Raw genomic sequence first — 18,309 nt, forward strand, 5'->3', positions numbered from 1 at the left:
ACCAGGCCGCAGGCCGGAATGCCCGCGACCTCTGTGGTCAAACATGGGAGGAAGTGTAAATGGCCGAAAAACTGCATCCGAAGATCGACAATGGCTTGCCGAAGGAGAGCGCATCCTTCGCCGGGGGCACGCTGGTCTGCCTCTGCACCAGCAATCCGGTGAAGGTGAAGGTCAAGGGCCAGATCGCCCACAACCATGCCTGCGGCTGCACCAAATGCTGGAAGCCGGACGGCGCGATCTTCTCGGTGGTGGCCGTTGCCGGCACTGGCGACGTCACCGTCACCGAAAACGGCGACAAGCTGAAGGTGGTCGATCCGGCAGCGCTCATCCAGCGCCACGCCTGCACCGGCTGCGGCGTGCACATGTACGGGCCGGTCGAGCGCGACCATGCGTTCAAGGGCCTGTCCTTCATCCATCCCGAGCGTTTCGAGGAGGACGGCTGGTCGCCGCCGGGCTTCACCGCCTTCGTCTCCTCGATCATCGAATCCGGTGTCGACCCCAAGCGCATGGACGGCATTCGCGGCCAGCTGAAGTCGATCGGGCTGGAGCCTTATGACTGCCTCAACCCCGGCCTGATGGACTACATCGCCACCTGGACGGCGAAGAAGTCGGGCGCGCTTCCGGCCTGACTTTGTGCGAGATTTATGCGAAGGGCCGGCCAGCGCCGGCCCTTTTGCGCATTTGGAGGCACGATTGCCCGCACCCATCATCTATGTCGACGCCGACGCCTGCCCGGTCAAGGCCGAGGTCGAGAAGGTTGCGGAACGCCTGGGCGTGGTGGTCACCTACGTCTCCAATGGCGGCCTGCGCCCGTCGCGCGATCCGATGATCCGCAACGTTGTCGTCTCCAAGGGCGCGGACGCGGCGGACGACTGGATCGTCGAGAATGCCAGGGTCAACGACGTCGTGGTGACGTCCGACATTCCGCTTGCCGCGCGCACGGTGGCGCTCGGCGCGCATGTGCTCGGCCCCACCGGTCGCCCGTTCACGCCGGAAACCATCGGCATGGCGGTGGCGATGCGCGATCTCAAGCAGCATCTGCGCGAAACCGGCGAGAGCCGGGGCTTCAATGCCTCCTTCACGCAGAAGGACCGCTCGCAGTTTCTCGGCGAGCTCGACCGCATCTTGCGGCGCGCGCTCAAATCCGTCACACCGGACTGATCCAACGTCTTCAGGGCTCGGGCCATGGGTGAGGATCTCAAGACGCCGATGCATCGGCACATGCAGTTCGCCCTCGCCGCGGCCATCGGCATCGTAGCACTGCTGCTTGCCCTGCTGCTGCGCGCGCCGCTTCCCTACTCGATCGGCGCCAACGTGTTCTTTGTCAGCTATATCGCCCTGGTGCTGGCCCTGATGCCGAGCCTTACCGGCCGCTATCTCAGCAAGAACGCGCGCGCCACCGACCTGCCGGTACTGCTAATCTTTGCCGTCACGCTCTTTGTCGTCGGCGCGGCCATCGTATCGCTGTTCCTGCTCATCAACCAGAAGGATGCCGCGCATCCCCTGCAGCTCGCCTTCGCCATGTTGTCGATCCCGCTTGGCTGGTTCACCATCCACGCCATGGCGTCGCTGCACTATGCGCATCTCTATTGGAAAGACGGCGACGAGATCGACGAGAAAACCCAGAAGAAGATGCCGGTCGGCGGCCTTGATTTTCCCGGCGGCAAAAGGCCGAAAGGCTGGGACTTCCTTTATTTCGCGACGGTCATCGGCATGACGGCGCAGACGGCGGACACGGCCGTCACCACCTCGCAGATGCGGCTGGTCGTGCTTGTCCACTCGATCCTGACCTTTTTCTTCAACACGGTGATCGTTGCCGCGGCGGTCAATCTCGCGGTCAGCCTGGGCGCTCCGTAATAAATCCGTGATTGCATGAAACATTGCCTTGTGCGGCGACGTATTGAGGGGAAGACAATGATCTGAGAAGCCGCCTGCAGGAGGCGGCCGGAGGCAAGATGGACACTGTTGCCAACGACCAATCCGCCCCCGCGGCGGACGGCAAGGACGCGACCCTTATCTACCGGCAGTCGCGCTGGACGCGGTTGACCCACTGGATCTGGGCCTTCTCGCTGTTCTTCATGCTGCTTTCCGGCCTGCAGATCTTCAACGCACGGCCGCAGCTCTATATCGGCAAGCAGTCCGGCTTCGAGTTCAACAACACCATTCTCCAGATCGGCGCCGAAAACACCGCCAACGGCCCGCGCGGTTTCACCGAAATCTTCGGCCATCGCTTCGACACCACCGGCGTGCTCGGCTGGTCAGGCCCGCCGGGACAGGAGACGCCGCGCGGCTTCCCGGCCTGGGCGACGATCCCGTCCTACTACGATCTCGGCACCGCCCGCGTCGTGCATTTCTTCTTCGCCTGGATCCTGACTTCAACGCTGCTCGTCTGGCTGATCGCCGGGCTGATCAATGGCCATATCCGCCGCGACCTCGCCCCTCGCGTGTCGGACCTGCGCAAGCTCCCACGCGACATCGTCGATCACGCGAAGCTGAAGTTCCACCACACGCGCGAATACAACACGCTGCAGAAAATGGCCTATGGCGGCGTGCTCTTCGTGCTTCTGCCGCTGATGATCATCACCGGCCTCGCCATGTCGCCGAGCATGGATTCGGTATTGCCCTGGCTCAACGAAATCCTCGGCGGCAGGCAGACGGCGCGCACCATCCACTTCACCGTCATGGTGCTGCTCGTGCTTTTCTTTGTCATCCACATCGTGATGATCCTGGCCGCCGGCCCGATCAACGAGCTGCGCTCGATCATCACCGGCTGGTACCGCACCGACCCGCCTGCGAAGCACGACCAGCCGACCGAGAGGAGCGCCTGACATGGCAAAATTCCAGATCAGCCCCAAGCTCCAAATGAGTCGAAGAAAGTTCCTCACCGCCAGCAGCCTTGGCCTGTCCGGCATCGCGCTGTCGGGCTGCGACGCCTTCGACAGCGGCCTGGGCATCGGCGGCGGCTTGCGCAACTTCCTCGAAAACGCCAATGGCCTGACATACCGCGCGCAACGCCTGCTCGCCGGCCGCGACGCGCTGGCGCCGGAATTCACCGAGGCCGATATCCGCCAGCCACAGCGGCCGAATGGCAGCACGGCGCCCGATGACGACACCTACAAGGGTCTGCTCGCCAACAATTTCGCCGACTGGCGCCTGGAAGTTTCAGGCCTCGTTGAAAAACCGTTGTCGCTGACCCGCGAGCAGCTCCAGAACATGCCGAGCCGCACCCAGATCACCCGCCACGACTGCGTCGAAGGCTGGAGCTGCATCGCCAAATGGACCGGCACGCCGCTGTCGCTGGTGCTGGACCAGGCGGTGGTCAAGCCGCAGGCCCGCTACGTCATGTTCCACTGCCTCGACACGATCGAGCAGAGCCTGTCCGGCGACATCAAATATTACGGGACGATCGACCTGATCGACGCCCGCCATCCGCAAACGATCCTGGCATATGGCCTGAACGGCAAGCCGCTGCCGGTCGAAAACGGCGCGCCGCTGCGCGTGCGGGTCGAGCGCCAGCTCGGCTACAAGATGCCGAAATACGTCTACAAGATCGAGCTGGTCGACAGTTTTGCCAATGTCGGCGGCGGGCGCGGCGGCTATTGGGAGGACAATGGCTACGACTGGTATGGCGGGATTTGATGGCCCCTCGCCCGCAGGCCGAGCATGATCTTGCGGCGGCAGGGCTGGATGCCATCGAGCAGCGTCTCGACAATGACAACCGGCGGCTGACAGGCCGTAGCGACGACCGTGCCCTCGTCTTTACGCTGCGGGATGATGAAGGGCGCGCGGTCGGGGCCGCCGCCGGCTATTCCTGGGCCGGCATTGCCGAGCTCACGCTGATGTGGGTCGACGAGGCCTATCGAGGCCTCGGCCACGGCAGGAAGCTGCTCGATGCCTTCGTCGTGGAGGCCGCCGCGCGCGGCTCGCTGCGGATATGGGTTTCGACCCATGACTTCCAGGCGCCCGGCCTTTACGAGAAAGCCGGTTTCGACCGCATGGCCGAATTGACCGGGTGGCCCGAAGGCTATTCCAACATCATCCTCTGCAAGACGGTCGCTGCCTAAGCCACCTTCTCAAGCAGCGGCTTCAGCGCCGGATGGATTTCCGGCGAAGCGTGCCTGATCAGCGTCAGCAGCGCGCGCTCGTTGTCGCGCAGCGGCCGCTGGCCGCCGCCGACGCGCTCGGCCAGCCATTCGGCCTCGCTGGCATCGATCGTCTCGGCGCGGCGGGCAAGCGCCTCGGTGGCCCGGTTCCTGGCTTCCCATTCGGCCTCGATATCGCCGGGCGAATGATAGGCTTCGAGGATCGCGGCGAATCCGCCCGAGACCATCCGGCTGAAGAAGCCGCCAAGCGTCGGGCCTGCCTCGTCGAGGAAAGTCTCGTGGCGCAGCGCCACTTCCCGCGTCGGCGGTTCGTAGCCGGTCGAGCACATGACATAGTTGGCGATCGCCTTGACGAAGAGGTCGTTCCAGGACGGATCGTTGTCGGCGGTCGCGGTCCGGTCGTTGATCTTGAACAGGACCTCAGCCTCGGCCTTGCTGATGGCGATGTTGCCGTCGCCGCCGTAGGCATAGAGAATGCGCCGCAACAGATCGACCTCGGCCTTGGCGATTAGCCCTGGCACGAGATCGCCGCCGAGCATCAACGGGCCTTTGCCGTCGATCACCGCATGCGCGACCTGTTCCAGCGCATAGGCCGAGAGCTGGCCGGGCGAGGATTTCGCTTCCTCCAGCACATGAACCAGCAGCTCCAGCTCAGTTCGGCTGTCGACCATGCCGTCGCGCGAGATCGTGCGGACCAGCCAGTCGGCATTCTCCTCAGAGATATAGCCTTCCGGCTTTTCCTGATGGACGATGTAATCGGTCACCGCCTCGACGAAGAACGACGCCCATTCGCCGCATTTGTCGCGCGCCGTCTGGTCGAGCGCGAACAGGGCCTCGGCCTCGCCGCGGCTCACCACGCCGTCCGCGAAAACCTCGCGCCGCAGCATCGTCACGTCCTCGGCCGTGATCTTGTTCTTCGAGGTCAGCCCCGCCACCGGAGCGCTCATGATCAATTCGCCCATTTGCCGCCCCTGCCCGTCGCCCGTTGCCGGCGTTATCCCGTCAGGTTTATCAGCATTGTCTTGAGAAACCGGCAAATGGAGTGGTTAGCGAAGCCTTGCCAGTGCGGAGGATCTGGTCCAATAGCGCCCCGCGCCTGAAAATGTCGCTGGGAGGTGACAAGGTGTCGCCGACGGGCTATGGATGGCGCGTCGAGGACTCAGGTGACTGAGTCCTACCTGTTTGCGGGAGAGAGCAGCGTAAGCTGTCGCCGAAGGGGAAATCGCCCGAAATCTCTCAGGCAAAAGAACCGTGGACGGGAAAGACAACTCTGGAAAGTCGGGAATCTTCCCGCGCCGAAGGTGTAAGCGCTGCCGACAGAGTTACGGGGCGCGAGTCTCTCAGGCTTCAGACAGAGGGGCACGACTAGGCCGCCATTGGCGGTCGATTGGCGTGCGACTCTGGAGAAGACATGACAGGCGACGACACCAGACATCTACCCCTCGAGGATTTGCATCAGGCCGAGGGTGCGCGTTTCGGCGCCTTCGCCGGCTGGTCGATGCCGCTCACCTACCCGCCCGGCGTGATGAAGGAGCATCTTCACTCACGCGAGCATGCCGGCCTGTTCGACATCTCGCATATGAAGCTGTTCGAGGTCGCCGGTCCGGGAGCCATCGCGTTGTTGAACCGCGCCTGCCCGCTCGATGCCGGCGCGCTGGACATCTCGCAGTCCAAATACACCTTCTTCCTCAACGAGGCGGCAGGCATCATCGATGACCTGATCGTGACGCGCCTGGGCGATGACCGGTTCATGGTGGTGGCCAATGCCGGCAACGCGGTGGAGGACGAGAAGCATCTGCGCGACCTCTGCGCCGATTTCGACGCCAGGGTCGACCCGCTCGACCGGGTTTTCCTGGCGATCCAGGGACCGGACGCCTGGGCAGCCCTGGCGCGGGCCGGCATCGAAACCGGCTCGCTGCTCTTCATGCATGGGGTCGAGCCGCGGCAAAACTGGTTCATGAGCCGTTCCGGCTACACCGGCGAGGACGGTTTCGAAATCGGCTTGCCGGAGAAGGATGCCCGCGATCTCGTCGCCAGACTCCTGGAAGACGAGCGCGTGCAGTGGATCGGCCTTGCCGCCCGCGACAGCCTGCGGCTCGAGGCTGGGCTTTGCCTGCACGGCCAGGACCTGACGCCCGAGATTGATCCGGCAAGCGCCGGACTGATGTGGGCAATTCCCAAGGAGGTCCGGGTCTCGGGTCATTTCATCGGCGCCGACGCGCTGCGCTCTATCCTCGAGCGCGGGCCGTCGCAGAAGCGCGTCGGCCTGAAGCCCGACGGACGCCAGCCGGTGCGCGCGGGCGCGGCGTTGATCGATGCCGACGGCAATCCGGCCGGCCACGTCACATCCGGCGGCTTCGGCCCTTCGGCCGGGCACCCGGTCGCCATGGGCTACGTCAACACGCCGCTGTCCAAGCCCGGCACGAAACTCTTCGCCGACGTCCGCGGGACGAAAATCCCGGTCGACGTCACGTCCCTGCCCTTCACGCCGCATCGCTACCGCAAAGGATAAGTCCCGATGGCAAAGACCTATTTCACCGAAGACCATGAATGGTTGCGCGTCGAGGGCGGCGTCGCCACCGTCGGCATCACCGACTATGCGCAGGAACAGCTCGGCGATCTCGTTTTCGTCGAGCTGCCGGAAATCGGCCGCAAGCTCGCCAAGGGCGACACCGCCGTCGTCGTCGAATCCGTCAAGGCGGCGTCGGACGTCTACGCGCCGGCCGACGGCGAGATCACCGAGGCCAACGCCTCGCTGTCGGCCGATCCCTCGCTGGTCAACTCGGCCGCGACCGGCGACGGCTGGCTCTGGAAGATGAAGCTCGCCAACGAAAGCCAGCTCGACAGCCTGATGGATGAGACCGCCTACAAAGCCCATATTGGCTGATATCAGGACATAAAGACATGACCGCAGCGCTTACTCCCTTCTCGGCCCGCCACATCGGCCCGGGCGTCAACGATGTCAGAGCCATGCTTGCCGTGCTCGGCGTTCCGTCCGTCGAAACGCTGATCAGCCAGGCCGTGCCGAGATCGATCCGCCTCGACCAGCCGCTCGACCTGCCGGCTCCGGCCAGCGAAGCGGAAGCGCTGGCCGAACTGTCTGCGATCATGGCGAAGAACACGGTGCTGAAGAGCTTCATCGGCGCCGGCTATCATGGCGTCTTCGTGCCGCCGGTCATCCAGCGCAACCTGTTCGAGAATCCGGCCTGGTACACGGCCTACACGCCCTACCAGGCCGAGATCAGCCAGGGCCGGCTGGAAATGCTGTTCAACTTCCAGACATTGGTGACGGAACTGACAGGCCTGCCGGTGGCGTCCGCCTCGCTGCTCGATGAAGCCACCGCCGTCGCCGAAGCCGTCGGCATCGCGCTGCGCCACCACCGCGACAAGCGCACCAAGGTGGCGCTTGCCGGCACGCCGCATCCGCAGACGCTGGACGTCGTGCGCACCCGCGCCGAACCGCTCGACATCGAGGTCGATGGCGAGACGATCGACGACAACACCGCCGCCCTGCTCGTCTCCTGGCCGGACACCTTCGGCGTCTACGGCGACCACAAGGCGGCAATCGAGAAGGCCCGCACGACCGGCGCGCTCGTCGTCTTCATCGCCGACCCGCTGGCGCTCACGCTGACGGACGCGCCGGCAAAACTTGGTGCCGACATCGCCGTCGGCCCGATGCAGCGTTTCGGCGTGCCGATGGGCTTTGGCGGTCCGCATGCCGCCTATTGCGCCGTCTCCGACAAGCTGACCCGCCTGATGCCCGGCCGCCTCGTCGGTCAGTCGACGGACACGATGGGCCGCCCGGGCTACCGGCTGGCGCTGCAGACGCGCGAGCAGCACATCCGCCGCGACAAGGCGACCTCCAACATCTGCACCGCACAGGCGCTGCTGGCCAACATGGCGACGGCCTATGCGATCTGGCACGGCCCCGCCGGGCTGCAGGCAATTGCCGGTCAGATCCACGGGTTGGCCGGCCGTCTTGCCTCGGGTCTCAAGGCAGCCGGTGTATCCGTCCTCGGCGCAAGCCGCTTCGACACGGTGACGGCCGAGGTGAAGGGCAAGGCCGGCGCTATCGCCGCTGCCGCCGAAAACACCGGCCGGCTGTTGCGCGTCATCGACGCCGACCGCGTCAGTATCGCCTTCGACGAGACCTCCACGCAAGCCGATCTCGAGGCGATCGCCGCCTTGTTCGGGGCCAAGCCCGGCGCGGCGGAAGGCGGCTCCATGCCTGGCAAGCCGCGCGGCAAGGAATTCCTCACCCAGCCGGTCTTCCGCGACAACCATTCCGAAACCGAGATGATGCGCTTCCTGCGCAGGCTGGCCGACAAGGACCTCGCGCTCGATCGCACCATGATCCCGCTCGGATCCTGCACCATGAAGCTCAACGCCGCCGCCGAGATGATGCCGGTGAGTTGGCCGAGCGTCGCCAACCTGCACCCCTTCGCGCCGGCCGGTCATTCAGAGGGCTATCTCAAGATGATCGGCGACTTGGAAGCCTGGCTGTCGGAGATCACCGGTTTCGACGCCGTCAGCCTGCAGCCCAATGCCGGCAGCCAGGGCGAATATGCAGGCCTGCTCGCCATCCGCGCCTATCACCGCGCGCGCGGTGAAGGCCACCGCACCATCTGCCTGATCCCGTCCTCAGCGCACGGCACCAATCCGGCGAGCGCCGCGATGGCCGGCATGAGTGTCGTCGTCGTGCGTTGCCTGGACGACGGCAACATCGACATGGACGACCTGCGCGCGAAGGCCAACGAGCATTCCAAGGACCTCGCGGCGCTGATGTTCACCTACCCTTCGACGCATGGCGTTTACGAGGAAGGCGCGCGCCATCTCTGCGCGCTGATCCACGAGCATGGCGGCCAGGTCTATTTCGACGGCGCCAACCTCAACGCGCTCGTCGGCCTCGCCCGCCCCGGCGACATCGGCGCCGACGTCTGCCACATGAACCTGCACAAGACCTTCTGCATTCCGCATGGCGGCGGCGGTCCGGGCGTCGGCCCGATCGGCGTCAGGGCGCATCTGAAGCCCTATCTGCCGGGCCATGTCACGGAAGGCTCGGCGCATGCCGTTGCCGCCGCTCCCTTCGGCAGCGCTTCAATCCTGCCGATCACCTGGATGTACATCCGCATGATGGGCGGCTCCGGCCTGAAGCAGGCGACCGAGACGGCGATCGTTTCGGCCAACTATGTGGCGACGCGGCTGGCACCACACTACCCGCTGCTCTACAAAGGCAGGAGCGACCGCATCGCGCATGAATGCATCCTCGACACGCGCGTGCTCAAGGAAAGCGCCGGCATCAGCGTCGACGACATCGCCAAGCGCCTGATCGACTACGGCTTCCACGCGCCGACCATGTCGTTCCCGGTCGCCGGCACGCTGATGGTCGAGCCGACCGAGTCCGAACCCAAGCGTGAGCTCGACCGCTTCTGCGAGGCGATGATCGCCATCGCCGGCGAGGCGGCGAAAGTGGCGAAGGGCGAGTGGCCGTCCAACGACAACCCGCTGGTCAACGCCCCGCACACCGCGGCGGAAGCGCTTGCCGGTGAGTGGAAGCATCCCTATTCGCGGCTGGAGGCGGCCTATCCGGCGGGCGACGCCGATCTGGCGGCGAAATACTGGCCGCCGGTCTCGCGCATCGACAACGTCGCCGGCGACCGCAACCTGGTCTGCTCCTGCCCACCGCTGTCGGAATATCTCGGCGCAGCGGAGTAGACGCTGACGTTTGCTCAGGCGGTTCTCAGGGCCGGCCCGGCATCGGGCTGGTCCGCTTCGACCTGAGCGATGACGCGGTTGCGCCCGGCGCGCTTGGCCGCGTAAAGCGCGGCGTCCGCTTGCGCCAGCACCTCGTGCAGGGGACGGCCCGCGGCCGAGCCGAAGCCCATGCCGCCGCTGACGCTGCTGCGCAGCGGGCCGCGATGGGTAGGCACGATCTCCGTGCCGAACGCGACGCCGATCCGGCTTGCCATGTCATGCGCCTTTTCCGGTGTCACGCGCGACATGACGAGCGCGAATTCCTCGCCGCCCAACCGGAAGGCGTCGACCCCTGCCCTGCCGTATTTCTTGATCACCGCCGCGAAGCGGCAAAGGACCTGGTCGCCGACGGGGTGGCCGAAGACGTCGTTGGTCATCTTGAAATGGTCGAGATCGAACATCGCGATCGCCATGAACGGACCGAAGCTGCGATCGCCGTAAAGCTCGTTGAGCGCCCTGCGGTTCATCAGGCCGGTCAGCGGATCGGTCATGGTTTCGGCCTTGAGCTCGATCTGCGCCTGCAGGTGGTGCAGCGAAAGCGTCAGCGCGCCGAGCCCGGTCATGCAGGCGACCGCGACGACAGAGTTCAGCCGCTCCGCCCAATTGTCGGGCGCGGCGCCGAGGGCCCATTGCCCTTGCGCCAGCAACGTCAGGCCGCACAGCGCGAAGGACAGGCCGCAGGCGCCGCTGAGGAACGAAACGACGAGCAGGATCTGGCGATCGTGATCCCCCTTCATCCAGAACATCGTCCCGATCGCCACGAGCAGCGCCGTCACGGCCGCATAGGTGATCTGGAAGCCGATCCCGTCGAAACCGAGAAAGGTGACGATCGCGCAGGCCGCAATCGCGGCCAGCGTCGGCACGATCGCGCGACGGTAGTCGCGAAAGCCGAGATACTGCATGGCCGACAGGCAGATGATCAGGAAACCCAGGGTCAGCAGCGCCAGCACGATCTGGCACAGCCAGGGTTCGGGATCCTTGGTATAGCGCCAGAACGCGACGACATGGGCGACGAGCACCAAGATGCCGCAGGCGACCGTGAGCACGAAGCGCGCCCGCGGCGTGGTGAGCCAGATTGCAAACATGGTGATGCTGAGGCATGTGCCCGACAGCGCCGCGGCGAGCAGGAGCGAACTGAAATCCAACATCGGTGAAGAACTGCCTCTAGCGAGTGCCCGTCGTCCCTCAATGTAGGCTGGCGGCGGCCGGCGCAAACCGTTTTCGGCGAATGCCCAACGCTACCTCGGCAAAGGGTTTACAAAGCGTCGACATCAGAGGCGAAGTCCCTCGACGGCACACGGGAAACGGGAACCCGCAGAGGGATCAGCCCTTGTTGAGCAGCGCCAGATTGGCGTTGACCACCGTCTGGTCGGCCATGCCGGCCTTGGCCTCGAGCAGCAGCGCGCGCGCCTTTTTCTTGTTGCCGCGCAGAAGCTGCGAATAACCCATGTTGTTGACGATCTGCGGCTTGCGCCCGGCGACCTTCAGCAGCTGCGCATAGGCGCGGTCGGCGAAGTCGAAGCGGCCAAGCTCGTCATAGGACGCGGCAAGCCCCATCCACGCCTCGGCATTATCGGATTTGAGCTCGACCGCCTTGCGGAAATGCTGTTCGGCAAGGCCGAAATTCGCCTCGCGGAACTGCGCCTTGCCTTCGACGAGGTCGTTGGCGCTGATATCCTTGGCCACCGGCTGGATCGCCGTGGTCTTGGTCGTGTCGACGTTGTTGTTCGTCGTGCAGCCGGTGATCATCAAGACGGCCGCCAACGCCGCCGCTGCCCTGGGAAGTCTCTGACGCATGCCCCTGCCCCATCGCCCGATTTGCCGGGTCGTTCTTCAGGAAAAGACGATACAGGAGAGCGATTAAGCTTCGGTGCCGAAATGCAGCTAAAATTCGGTTGCGCGCCAAGGGTGCGTTAACCAGTGCTCCTGAGATGCCGCCCATTCAGGGCAGGCCGAGTCGAAAACGGTAGCCACCGAGAACCGGCCTACGCCGGCCGTAGCCTTCCTGGAGCGAAGACCCTTATGAGGGCTTCGGCCGGCGAAGGCCGGAGCGGAGCGTACTTGAAGTACGTGAGCACCGGAAGCGCAGGAGGCTGCCGTTTGCAGGCCGGCCTCACCTGAATCCTCAGTGGGCGGTCAGCTTCACGATGATCGGTATGATGGCGATCATCAGCACCACCGGCAGGATGCAGACCGTCACCGGCACCGACATCTTGGCCGGCAGGGCATGCGCCTTCTCCTCGGCCAGCGACATGCGCTTGTGCCGCATTTCGTCGGAAAAGACGCGCAGCGAACCCGACAGGCTGGTGCCGAGTTCCTTGGATTGCTGCAAGAGCGTCGCGAAGGAGCGAACCTCGTCGAGGCTGAGGCGGTCGGCAAGCGCCTTCAGCGCGTCGTCGAGGCTGCGCCCGGCCCGCAACTCCAGCGACACCAGGATCAGGTTCTGGCTGAGCGACGGATAGGTCCTGGCAAGCTCCTTGGAGACCCGCTCGATGCCGGCCTCCATGCTCATGCCCGCATCGGAGCAGACGATCATCAAATCCATGAAATCGGGAAAGCCGTTGCGGTATTCGCGCATCTTTTCCCGAACCTTCTGCGCCAGCACGAGGCCAGGCAGGAAATAGCCGCCGGCCCCCGACAGGATGATGAAGGTCCAGCGGCTGGTCATGGTCGACTCGGCGCTGGCCGCCCAGTGGTTGACCAGGAATGCGCCGAGCGCCGCTCCGACCAGCGCGGCGAAACGGATCAGGAAGAACATGCCGACCGCGCGCGGCTCCATATAGCCGGCCTGGATGAGCCTCAGGCGCAGCCGCGCGACATTTTCCGGGTCGCTCTTGGCGTAGAACTCCTGCGCCCGTTTCACCGCCTTCTCGCGCACGGCATTGGTGCTCTTCTTGGGCGCGGGCTCCACCTGCTCGACCGGCTGCAATATCTCCACCTTCAGCCGGCGCTTGACATCGCCGCGATCGCCCTTGGCGAGCACCAGCGGCCAGGCGACGGCGCCGCCGCCCAGCACCAGGAGCAGCACGGCGATCGGCATCAGCGAGGTCGGCGCGAGCGAAGCAAGGAAGCGGATGACGTCTTCCATCTCAGAACCTGAAATTCGACATCTTGAACATGATGGCGTTGCCGAGCAGCAGCCAGATGATGGAGCCGCTCAGCATGTACCAGGTCTTCGGCACGTCCCAGACATCCTGGTAGAACTGTGGCATCAGCACCATGATGGCGGTGAACAGGAGCACCGGGACCGCGGTCAGGATGTAGGCCGACATGCGCCCTTCCGTCGAAATGGCGCGCACCTTGCGGCGCAGCTTGCCACGGTCGCGGATCGTCGCCGACAGGCCGTCGAGGATCTCGCGCAGATTGCCGCCCGAGCTGCTCTGGATCGACACCGCCGTGACGAACAGCGGCAGGTCCTCGTGCCCCACCCGGTCGAAAAGGTTGTTGAGCGCCGAGACCAGGTCCGAGCCGTAGGTCACCTCGTCGGCAACGACGCCGAACTCGGTGCCGATCGGATCGGCCATTTCGCGCGAAACCATGGCAATAGCCACCGGCACCGGATGGCCGGCCTTCAGGCCGCGCGTGATCAATTCAAGCGCCTCGGGCAGTTGCATGCCGAACCGCTTGTGCCGGCGCTTGCGCATGAAGCGCATGACCATCACCGGCAGCACCGGCAACAACACGAGAAGCAGGATGAGGCCGAACAGGAGCGGCAAGCCCTTCCAGATGCCGACAAGCGCCAAAGCGAGAGCGATCCCCGATGTGATCATGAGGAACTTCGGCAGCGGCGTGGTCATGCCGGACTGCGTGCGCAGGGCGCGGAAGCGGTCGAGGGAAAAGATGGAGCTGCCGCCGTCGATCCCGCGCTCCTTGCGCAGCTGGATCAGCACCTGCTCCTGGCTGATCTTGTTCTCCGCGAGCTTCATGCGGCGGTTGATGGCCGTGCGCTTTTCGCTGCGCCCGGCATAGAGCAAATAAAGGCCCTCGGCGATCATGATGCCGGTGAGCGCCGCCGCGGCGTAAACGACGTAGACCGGGCTGAATCCCTCGAACACCGGCCTAGTCCTGCGGCCGGCCGGGTTCGAAATACTTGCCCGGGAATTCGATGCCCATGTTGCGCAGGTCCTCGAGGAAGCGTGGGCGGATGCCGGTTGCTTCGAAGTGGCCGAGGATCTTTCCGTCAGCCTCCATGCCGGTGCGCACGAAGCGGAATATCTCCTGCATCTGGATGACGTCGCCTTCCATGCCGGTCACTTCGGCGACGCTGGTCACCTTGCGCTTGCCGTCGGACAGGCGCGTCAACTGGACGATGATGTCGATGGCGCTGGAGATCTGGCTGCGGATCGACTGCACGGTCATCGGCATGCCGGTCATGCCGAGCATCTGTTCCAGGCGCGAGATGGCATCGCGCGGCGTGTTGGCATGGATGGTGGCCATCGAGCCTTCATGGCCGGTGTTCATCGCTTGCAGCATGTCGAAGGCTTCCTCGCCGCGGCACTCGCCGAGGATGACGCGGTCGGGGCGCATGCGCAGCGCGTTCTTGACAAGGTCGCGCTGCTTCAATTCGCCGTGGCCCTCGATATTGGCCGGGCGCGTCTCCATGCGCGCGACATGCGGCTGCTGCAATTGCAGCTCCGCCGCATCCTCGATGGTGATCAGGCGCTCGTCTTCCGGAATGAAGGCCGACAAGGCGTTGAGCATCGTCGTCTTGCCCGTGCCGGTGCCGCCGGAGATGATCGTGGTCTTGCGGGCATGCACCGCCGCCGCCAGCACTTCGGCCATGTTCTGGGTGATGGCGCCGAATTCGACCAGCTTGTGCAGGCCGAGCTTGTTCTTGGAGAATTTGCGGATCGACACCAGCGGCCCATCGACGCCGACCGGGCGGATCGCGGCGTTGAAGCGCGAACCGTCGAGCATGCGGGCGTCGACCATCGGCTGTGATTCATCGACGCGGCGGCCGACCGCCGCGACGATTTTATTAATGATTCGAAGCAGATGCGCCTCATCCTTGAACGGGATGTGGACCTGCTGCAGCTTGCCGCGCTTTTCAACGAAGCAATTCTCGTGGCCGTTGATCAGGATATCGTTGATCTCGGGGTCCTTGAGCAGCGGCTCCAGCGGGCCGAGGCCGACCATCTCGTCGACGATGTCGTCGACGAGCGCGTCAAGTTCGGCGTTGTTGATCGCCATCCGCTCATTGCGCGTCTTCTCGGAGACGAATTCATGCACCTGACGGCGCATTTCATCCTTGGGCAGCCGCTCCAGCGCCACGAGGTTGATCTCTTCGAGCAGCATGCGATGGATGCGCACGCGCGCATCGAGCACCTTGTTGGCGCTTTTTGCGGGCGTGGCTTCAGGCTTCGGCGGCGCCGGCTTGCGGGTCGTCGGGATGATGACCGCATTGTGCGTGACGGGCGCGGGTTCCGGCGCACGCTGCGGACGGACGTCGCGACTCTGCAGGTTGGAAAAGCGGCTGTTCATCCTGCTTTCCTCTTCAGCAAGCCCTTGCCCAGGCCGAACAGCGACTTCGACTTGGCCATGGTCTGGACGGCCTCTTCCGGAAGGATGATCTTCTTCAGGTCGTTGACGACATTGGCGTTGGGGTCGATGGCGTGCAGCGGCACACCGCGGTCGACCGCCTCGCGCACCAGCCGGTAATTGTTGGAGATGCCGCCAACGAAATGCTCGCCGAGTATCTCCTGGACGTCGGCCTGCTTGATGCCGCTGTCGAACATCTTCTGCTCGAAGCGGTTGACGATGACGTTCGGCTTCACTTCCTTGCCGGCGGTCTCATAGACGGCCTGGATGAGACGCTGCGTATGGCGCAGGCAGGGCACCGTCATCTCGGCGACGATATAGAGCTTGTTGGAACCCAGCAGCACCGTCTCGGTCCAGGGGAACCACGTGCGCGGCAAGTCGATGACGACATTGTCGAAATAGGCCGCCACGAGGTCGAGCATGCGCACCACGACATCGGTCTTGAACGAACGCATGTCGGACGGGCGCGTGGGAGCGGCAAGCACGCACAGCCCGCTTGCATGCTTGGACAGCATCACGTCAAGCAACTGCCGGTCGAGGCGCTCCGGCTGGTTCTCGATTTCCGTGATGTCGAAGCGCGGTTCCAGGTCGAGATATTCGGCGCAGGCGCCTTGCTGGAAATTGAGGTCGACGACGCATGTCGAGGCGCCGCGCGTCACCGAATGATGCAGCTGGAAGGCCGTCTGCAGGGCGAGCGTGGTGGTGCCGACGCCACCGGCGGCCGGCATGAAGGTGTAGATGTGCGATTCGGTGTTCTCTTCCCGCCCCGGCCCTTGCAGCGCACGGATGACGGAACGCACCAGGTCGGCCGTCGTAATCGGCTTGACCAGGAAATCGGCCACCTTGAGCTGCACCAGGATGCGCACCGCCGCCGCATTGAATTCCTGGGTGACGACGACCACCGGAACGCTGCCTTCCAGCCGCCGCATGACGCGCTGCAGCGACTCGATCTCTTCGAGCTTCGCCGCATCCATGTCGACGATGACGGTGCCGAAATCCGCCTCAACGGCCTCGCCGCGCAGCTCATTGACGCTCTTTTCCACCGTCAAAAGCTCGATCACCTCGGAAGCGGCGAAGGCCGTCCGCGTGTCCTGCACAAACACTTTGTCGGTGGAAACGAGCAGGATCTTCTTGGTCTTGCTACCAGATGCCATCGTCGTCAGCCCATCAGTTCGATGTCGTTGATGATGATGTCACCGGCGCCGGCCCGGAGCCGGCTTTCGCACCGACGGCAGCGCTTTCGGAACCCGGGCGCTGGGCCGGCACCAGGAGTTTTGTGTTCTGCACGCCGTATTTCCAGGGATCGACCATCTGCATGGCGGTGTTGGACGCCTGCGCGTTGCCGGCCGCCAGTGTCACCCCTTCGGCGCGAATGTAGTCGTCGCTGGTGCAACCGCCGGCGAAGCCGGCCAGCAGCAGAGCGATGCAAACGGGGATGCGCATGGCCTTAGTCCTTTGGCAGGTCGAGGAAGTGGCCGGACGTGGTGGCGGCCACCGGCCGGGCGGCGCTGCCGTCCGCCAGAGCCATCGGACGCTTCGACGCCGAGGCGTCCACTTCCTCGGTGTTGTTCAGGAAATAGTCGGCGGGACTTGCCGGCTGGGTGCCGTCGGTCGGCTCGACCATCTTCTTCGAGGGATCGACCGGCTTGACCAGGTAAGGCGTGACGATGATGACCAGGTCGGTCTCGCGCCGCTGATAGGATTTCGAGGAAAACAGCGGACCGAGCACCGGCAGCTTGCCGATCCCCGGCACCCGCGATGTCGTGATGTCGTTCTGCGACTGCAGGAGGCCGGCGATCATGAAGCTCTGGCCGTTCTTGAGGTCAATCGATGTCCTGGCGCGGCGCACGATGAAGGCCGGAATGGAAATGCCGCTGCTGACCTGGATGGAAGCGGACGGGTCGATCGAGGACACTTCCGGCGCGATGTCGAGGCTCACCAGCCCGTCCTTCAGCACCGTCGGCGTGAAGTCCAGGCCGACGCCGTACTTCTTGTAGGTGACGCTGATCTTGCCATTGTCCTCGGAGACCGGGATCGGGAATTCGCCGCCGGCAAGGAAGCTCGCCGTCTGGCCCGAACGCGCAATCAGGTTCGGTTCCGCAAGCCGCCGCGCCAGGCCGCGTTCCTCCAGCGCCTTGATGGCGATATCGATCGAAACGCCGTTCGACAAAAGGCTGCCGATGATCTCACCGGTTCCGGCCCCCGTCACGCTCCCCCCGTCCGGGTTCAGCACGACTTTGCGATTGCCGATGCCATAGGCGAAATTGGCGGAGTATTTGGCGCCGAGGTCCTGGCCGGCCTGACGGTTGATCTCGACGAAGCGGACGTTGAGCTGCACCTGCTGCGAGGACGAGATGTTGACCGAGTTGATGACCTCCTCATTGCCGGAAAAGCGCGACGCGATCTTGCTGGCCTTGTCGGCGGCGACCGCATCGTCGGCCTCGCCCGACAGCACGACGCGGCCGTTCGCCGAACCGACCTTGATCTTGGCGTCGGGCACGCTGGCGCGGATGGTGCTGGCCAGCTGGTCGGTATCCAGCGTCACCTCGATGTCGATGGTGCCGACAAGCTGTTTGTTCTGGTCGAAGAGCGCAATGCCGGTGGTGCCCAGATTGTTGCCGAGCACGTAGAAGGACTTGTCGGTCAGCGGATTGACGTTGGCGATCTCAGGATCGCCGATGACGATCTGGTAGAAGGCGGCGCTCGTCATGATCGTCTTGGGCTTGCCCTTGGCAACCTTGATCGAGGCGTTCTTGTTCGCCGAGACATAGACGATTTCATTGTCCGCCCTTGCCGGCCCGGTGACGCCAAGCATTGCCGCCGCCAGCGCTATCGCGCCGAGAAGACGCCATCCCCCGGTCGTCCGAAATGCATCAAACCCGAACATCTTGCCCCGTCCCCGCCGGTCCCCACC

18 protein-coding genes and 1 riboswitch are annotated in these 18,309 nt (G+C 64.5%); of the genes, 9 read left to right on the forward strand and 9 right to left on the reverse strand.

Going from position 1 to position 18,309, the window contains the following annotated elements; all coding sequences use genetic code 11:
* Positions 1-59: 59 nt before the first annotated feature.
* From gfa to WDX12_RS29730, 6 genes are all read left to right on the forward strand, one after another.
* Complete coding sequence (gene gfa / locus WDX12_RS29705; RefSeq protein WP_434722985.1) at positions 60-629, forward strand: S-(hydroxymethyl)glutathione synthase; 570 nt, start codon at positions 60-62, stop codon at positions 627-629.
* A gap of 64 nt (positions 630-693) precedes the next feature.
* Entirely contained in the window at positions 694-1,161 is a 468-nt protein-coding gene (locus WDX12_RS29710; protein ID WP_434722986.1) for a YaiI/YqxD family protein, read from the forward strand.
* A 24-nt stretch (positions 1,162-1,185) separates the two neighbouring features.
* Positions 1,186-1,857 carry a DUF1345 domain-containing protein gene (locus WDX12_RS29715; RefSeq protein ID WP_320295523.1) on the forward strand — a complete coding sequence of 224 codons (672 nt, stop codon included), beginning with the start codon at positions 1,186-1,188 and terminating at the stop codon, positions 1,855-1,857.
* Positions 1,858-1,955: 98 nt separating this feature from the next.
* On the forward strand, positions 1,956-2,828 hold the full coding sequence (locus tag WDX12_RS29720) for a cytochrome b/b6 domain-containing protein (protein WP_434722987.1): 873 nt from the start codon (positions 1,956-1,958) through the stop codon (positions 2,826-2,828).
* 1 nt (position 2,829) lies between these two features.
* Positions 2,830-3,639, forward strand: coding sequence for a molybdopterin-binding protein (locus tag WDX12_RS29725; protein ID WP_434722988.1), 810 nt, complete (start codon positions 2,830-2,832; stop codon positions 3,637-3,639).
* Positions 3,639-4,064, forward strand: a complete 426-nt coding sequence (locus WDX12_RS29730; RefSeq protein WP_434722989.1) for a GNAT family N-acetyltransferase — start codon at positions 3,639-3,641, stop codon at positions 4,062-4,064. Before WDX12_RS29725 ends, WDX12_RS29730 begins: the two co-directional genes overlap by 1 nt.
* Here the strand turns inward: WDX12_RS29730 and WDX12_RS29735 are convergent.
* Entirely contained in the window at positions 4,061-5,065 is a 1,005-nt protein-coding gene (locus WDX12_RS29735) for a hypothetical protein (protein ID WP_434722990.1), read from the reverse strand. The two genes, WDX12_RS29730 and WDX12_RS29735, sit on opposite strands and share 4 nt — an antisense overlap.
* A gap of 213 nt (positions 5,066-5,278) precedes the next feature.
* Positions 5,279-5,365: riboswitch (glycine riboswitch) on the forward strand.
* Between the two features lie 149 nt (positions 5,366-5,514).
* Between WDX12_RS29735 and gcvT the strand changes: the two genes are divergently transcribed.
* From gcvT to gcvP, 3 genes are read left to right on the forward strand one after another with little or no spacing between them, the layout of a single operon-like run.
* Positions 5,515-6,615: a glycine cleavage system aminomethyltransferase GcvT gene (gcvT, locus tag WDX12_RS29740; RefSeq protein ID WP_434722991.1), complete on the forward strand. Its 1,101-nt coding sequence runs from the start codon at positions 5,515-5,517 to the stop codon at positions 6,613-6,615.
* Positions 6,616-6,621: 6 nt separating this feature from the next.
* Entirely contained in the window at positions 6,622-6,990 is a 369-nt protein-coding gene (gcvH, locus tag WDX12_RS29745; RefSeq protein WP_434722992.1) for a glycine cleavage system protein GcvH, read from the forward strand.
* A gap of 17 nt (positions 6,991-7,007) precedes the next feature.
* Positions 7,008-9,818: an aminomethyl-transferring glycine dehydrogenase gene (gene gcvP / locus WDX12_RS29750; protein ID WP_434722993.1), complete on the forward strand. Its 2,811-nt coding sequence runs from the start codon at positions 7,008-7,010 to the stop codon at positions 9,816-9,818.
* A 14-nt stretch (positions 9,819-9,832) separates the two neighbouring features.
* On the opposite strand, the gene WDX12_RS29755 is transcribed toward gcvP, so the two are convergent.
* The 8 genes from WDX12_RS29755 to WDX12_RS29790 form a co-directional block, all read right to left on the reverse strand.
* Complete coding sequence (locus tag WDX12_RS29755; protein WP_434722994.1) at positions 9,833-11,005, reverse strand: GGDEF domain-containing protein; 1,173 nt, start codon at positions 11,003-11,005, stop codon at positions 9,833-9,835.
* Between the two features lie 175 nt (positions 11,006-11,180).
* Entirely contained in the window at positions 11,181-11,654 is a 474-nt protein-coding gene (locus WDX12_RS29760) for a tetratricopeptide repeat protein (protein WP_320295514.1), read from the reverse strand.
* A 328-nt stretch (positions 11,655-11,982) separates the two neighbouring features.
* Positions 11,983-12,945: a type II secretion system F family protein gene (locus tag WDX12_RS29765; RefSeq protein ID WP_434722995.1), complete on the reverse strand. Its 963-nt coding sequence runs from the start codon at positions 12,943-12,945 to the stop codon at positions 11,983-11,985.
* Position 12,946: 1 nt separating this feature from the next.
* The gene (locus tag WDX12_RS29770; RefSeq protein WP_434722996.1) at positions 12,947-13,912 is read right to left on the reverse strand and encodes a type II secretion system F family protein; all 966 of its coding nucleotides are present in this window, start codon (positions 13,910-13,912) and stop codon (positions 12,947-12,949) included.
* Between the two features lie 4 nt (positions 13,913-13,916).
* Positions 13,917-15,338 (reverse strand): CpaF family protein, encoded by a 1,422-nt coding sequence (locus WDX12_RS29775; RefSeq protein WP_434722997.1) that lies wholly within the window; start codon positions 15,336-15,338, stop codon positions 13,917-13,919.
* A complete protein-coding gene (locus WDX12_RS29780; protein WP_320295510.1) occupies positions 15,335-16,549 on the reverse strand; it encodes an AAA family ATPase in 1,215 nt (404 codons plus the stop codon). The genes WDX12_RS29775 and WDX12_RS29780 overlap by 4 nt, the downstream gene beginning before the upstream one ends.
* Before the next feature lie 13 nt (positions 16,550-16,562).
* Positions 16,563-16,838, reverse strand: a complete 276-nt coding sequence (locus WDX12_RS29785) for a hypothetical protein (protein WP_320295509.1) — start codon at positions 16,836-16,838, stop codon at positions 16,563-16,565.
* A gap of 4 nt (positions 16,839-16,842) precedes the next feature.
* Positions 16,843-18,282 (reverse strand): type II and III secretion system protein family protein, encoded by a 1,440-nt coding sequence (locus WDX12_RS29790; RefSeq protein ID WP_434722998.1) that lies wholly within the window; start codon positions 18,280-18,282, stop codon positions 16,843-16,845.
* Between the last annotated feature and the right edge of the window lie 27 nt (positions 18,283-18,309).

Source organism: Mesorhizobium sp. RIZ17 (assembly GCF_051127865.1).
In the GTDB taxonomy this organism is placed as follows: domain Bacteria; phylum Pseudomonadota; class Alphaproteobacteria; order Rhizobiales; family Rhizobiaceae; genus Mesorhizobium; species Mesorhizobium humile.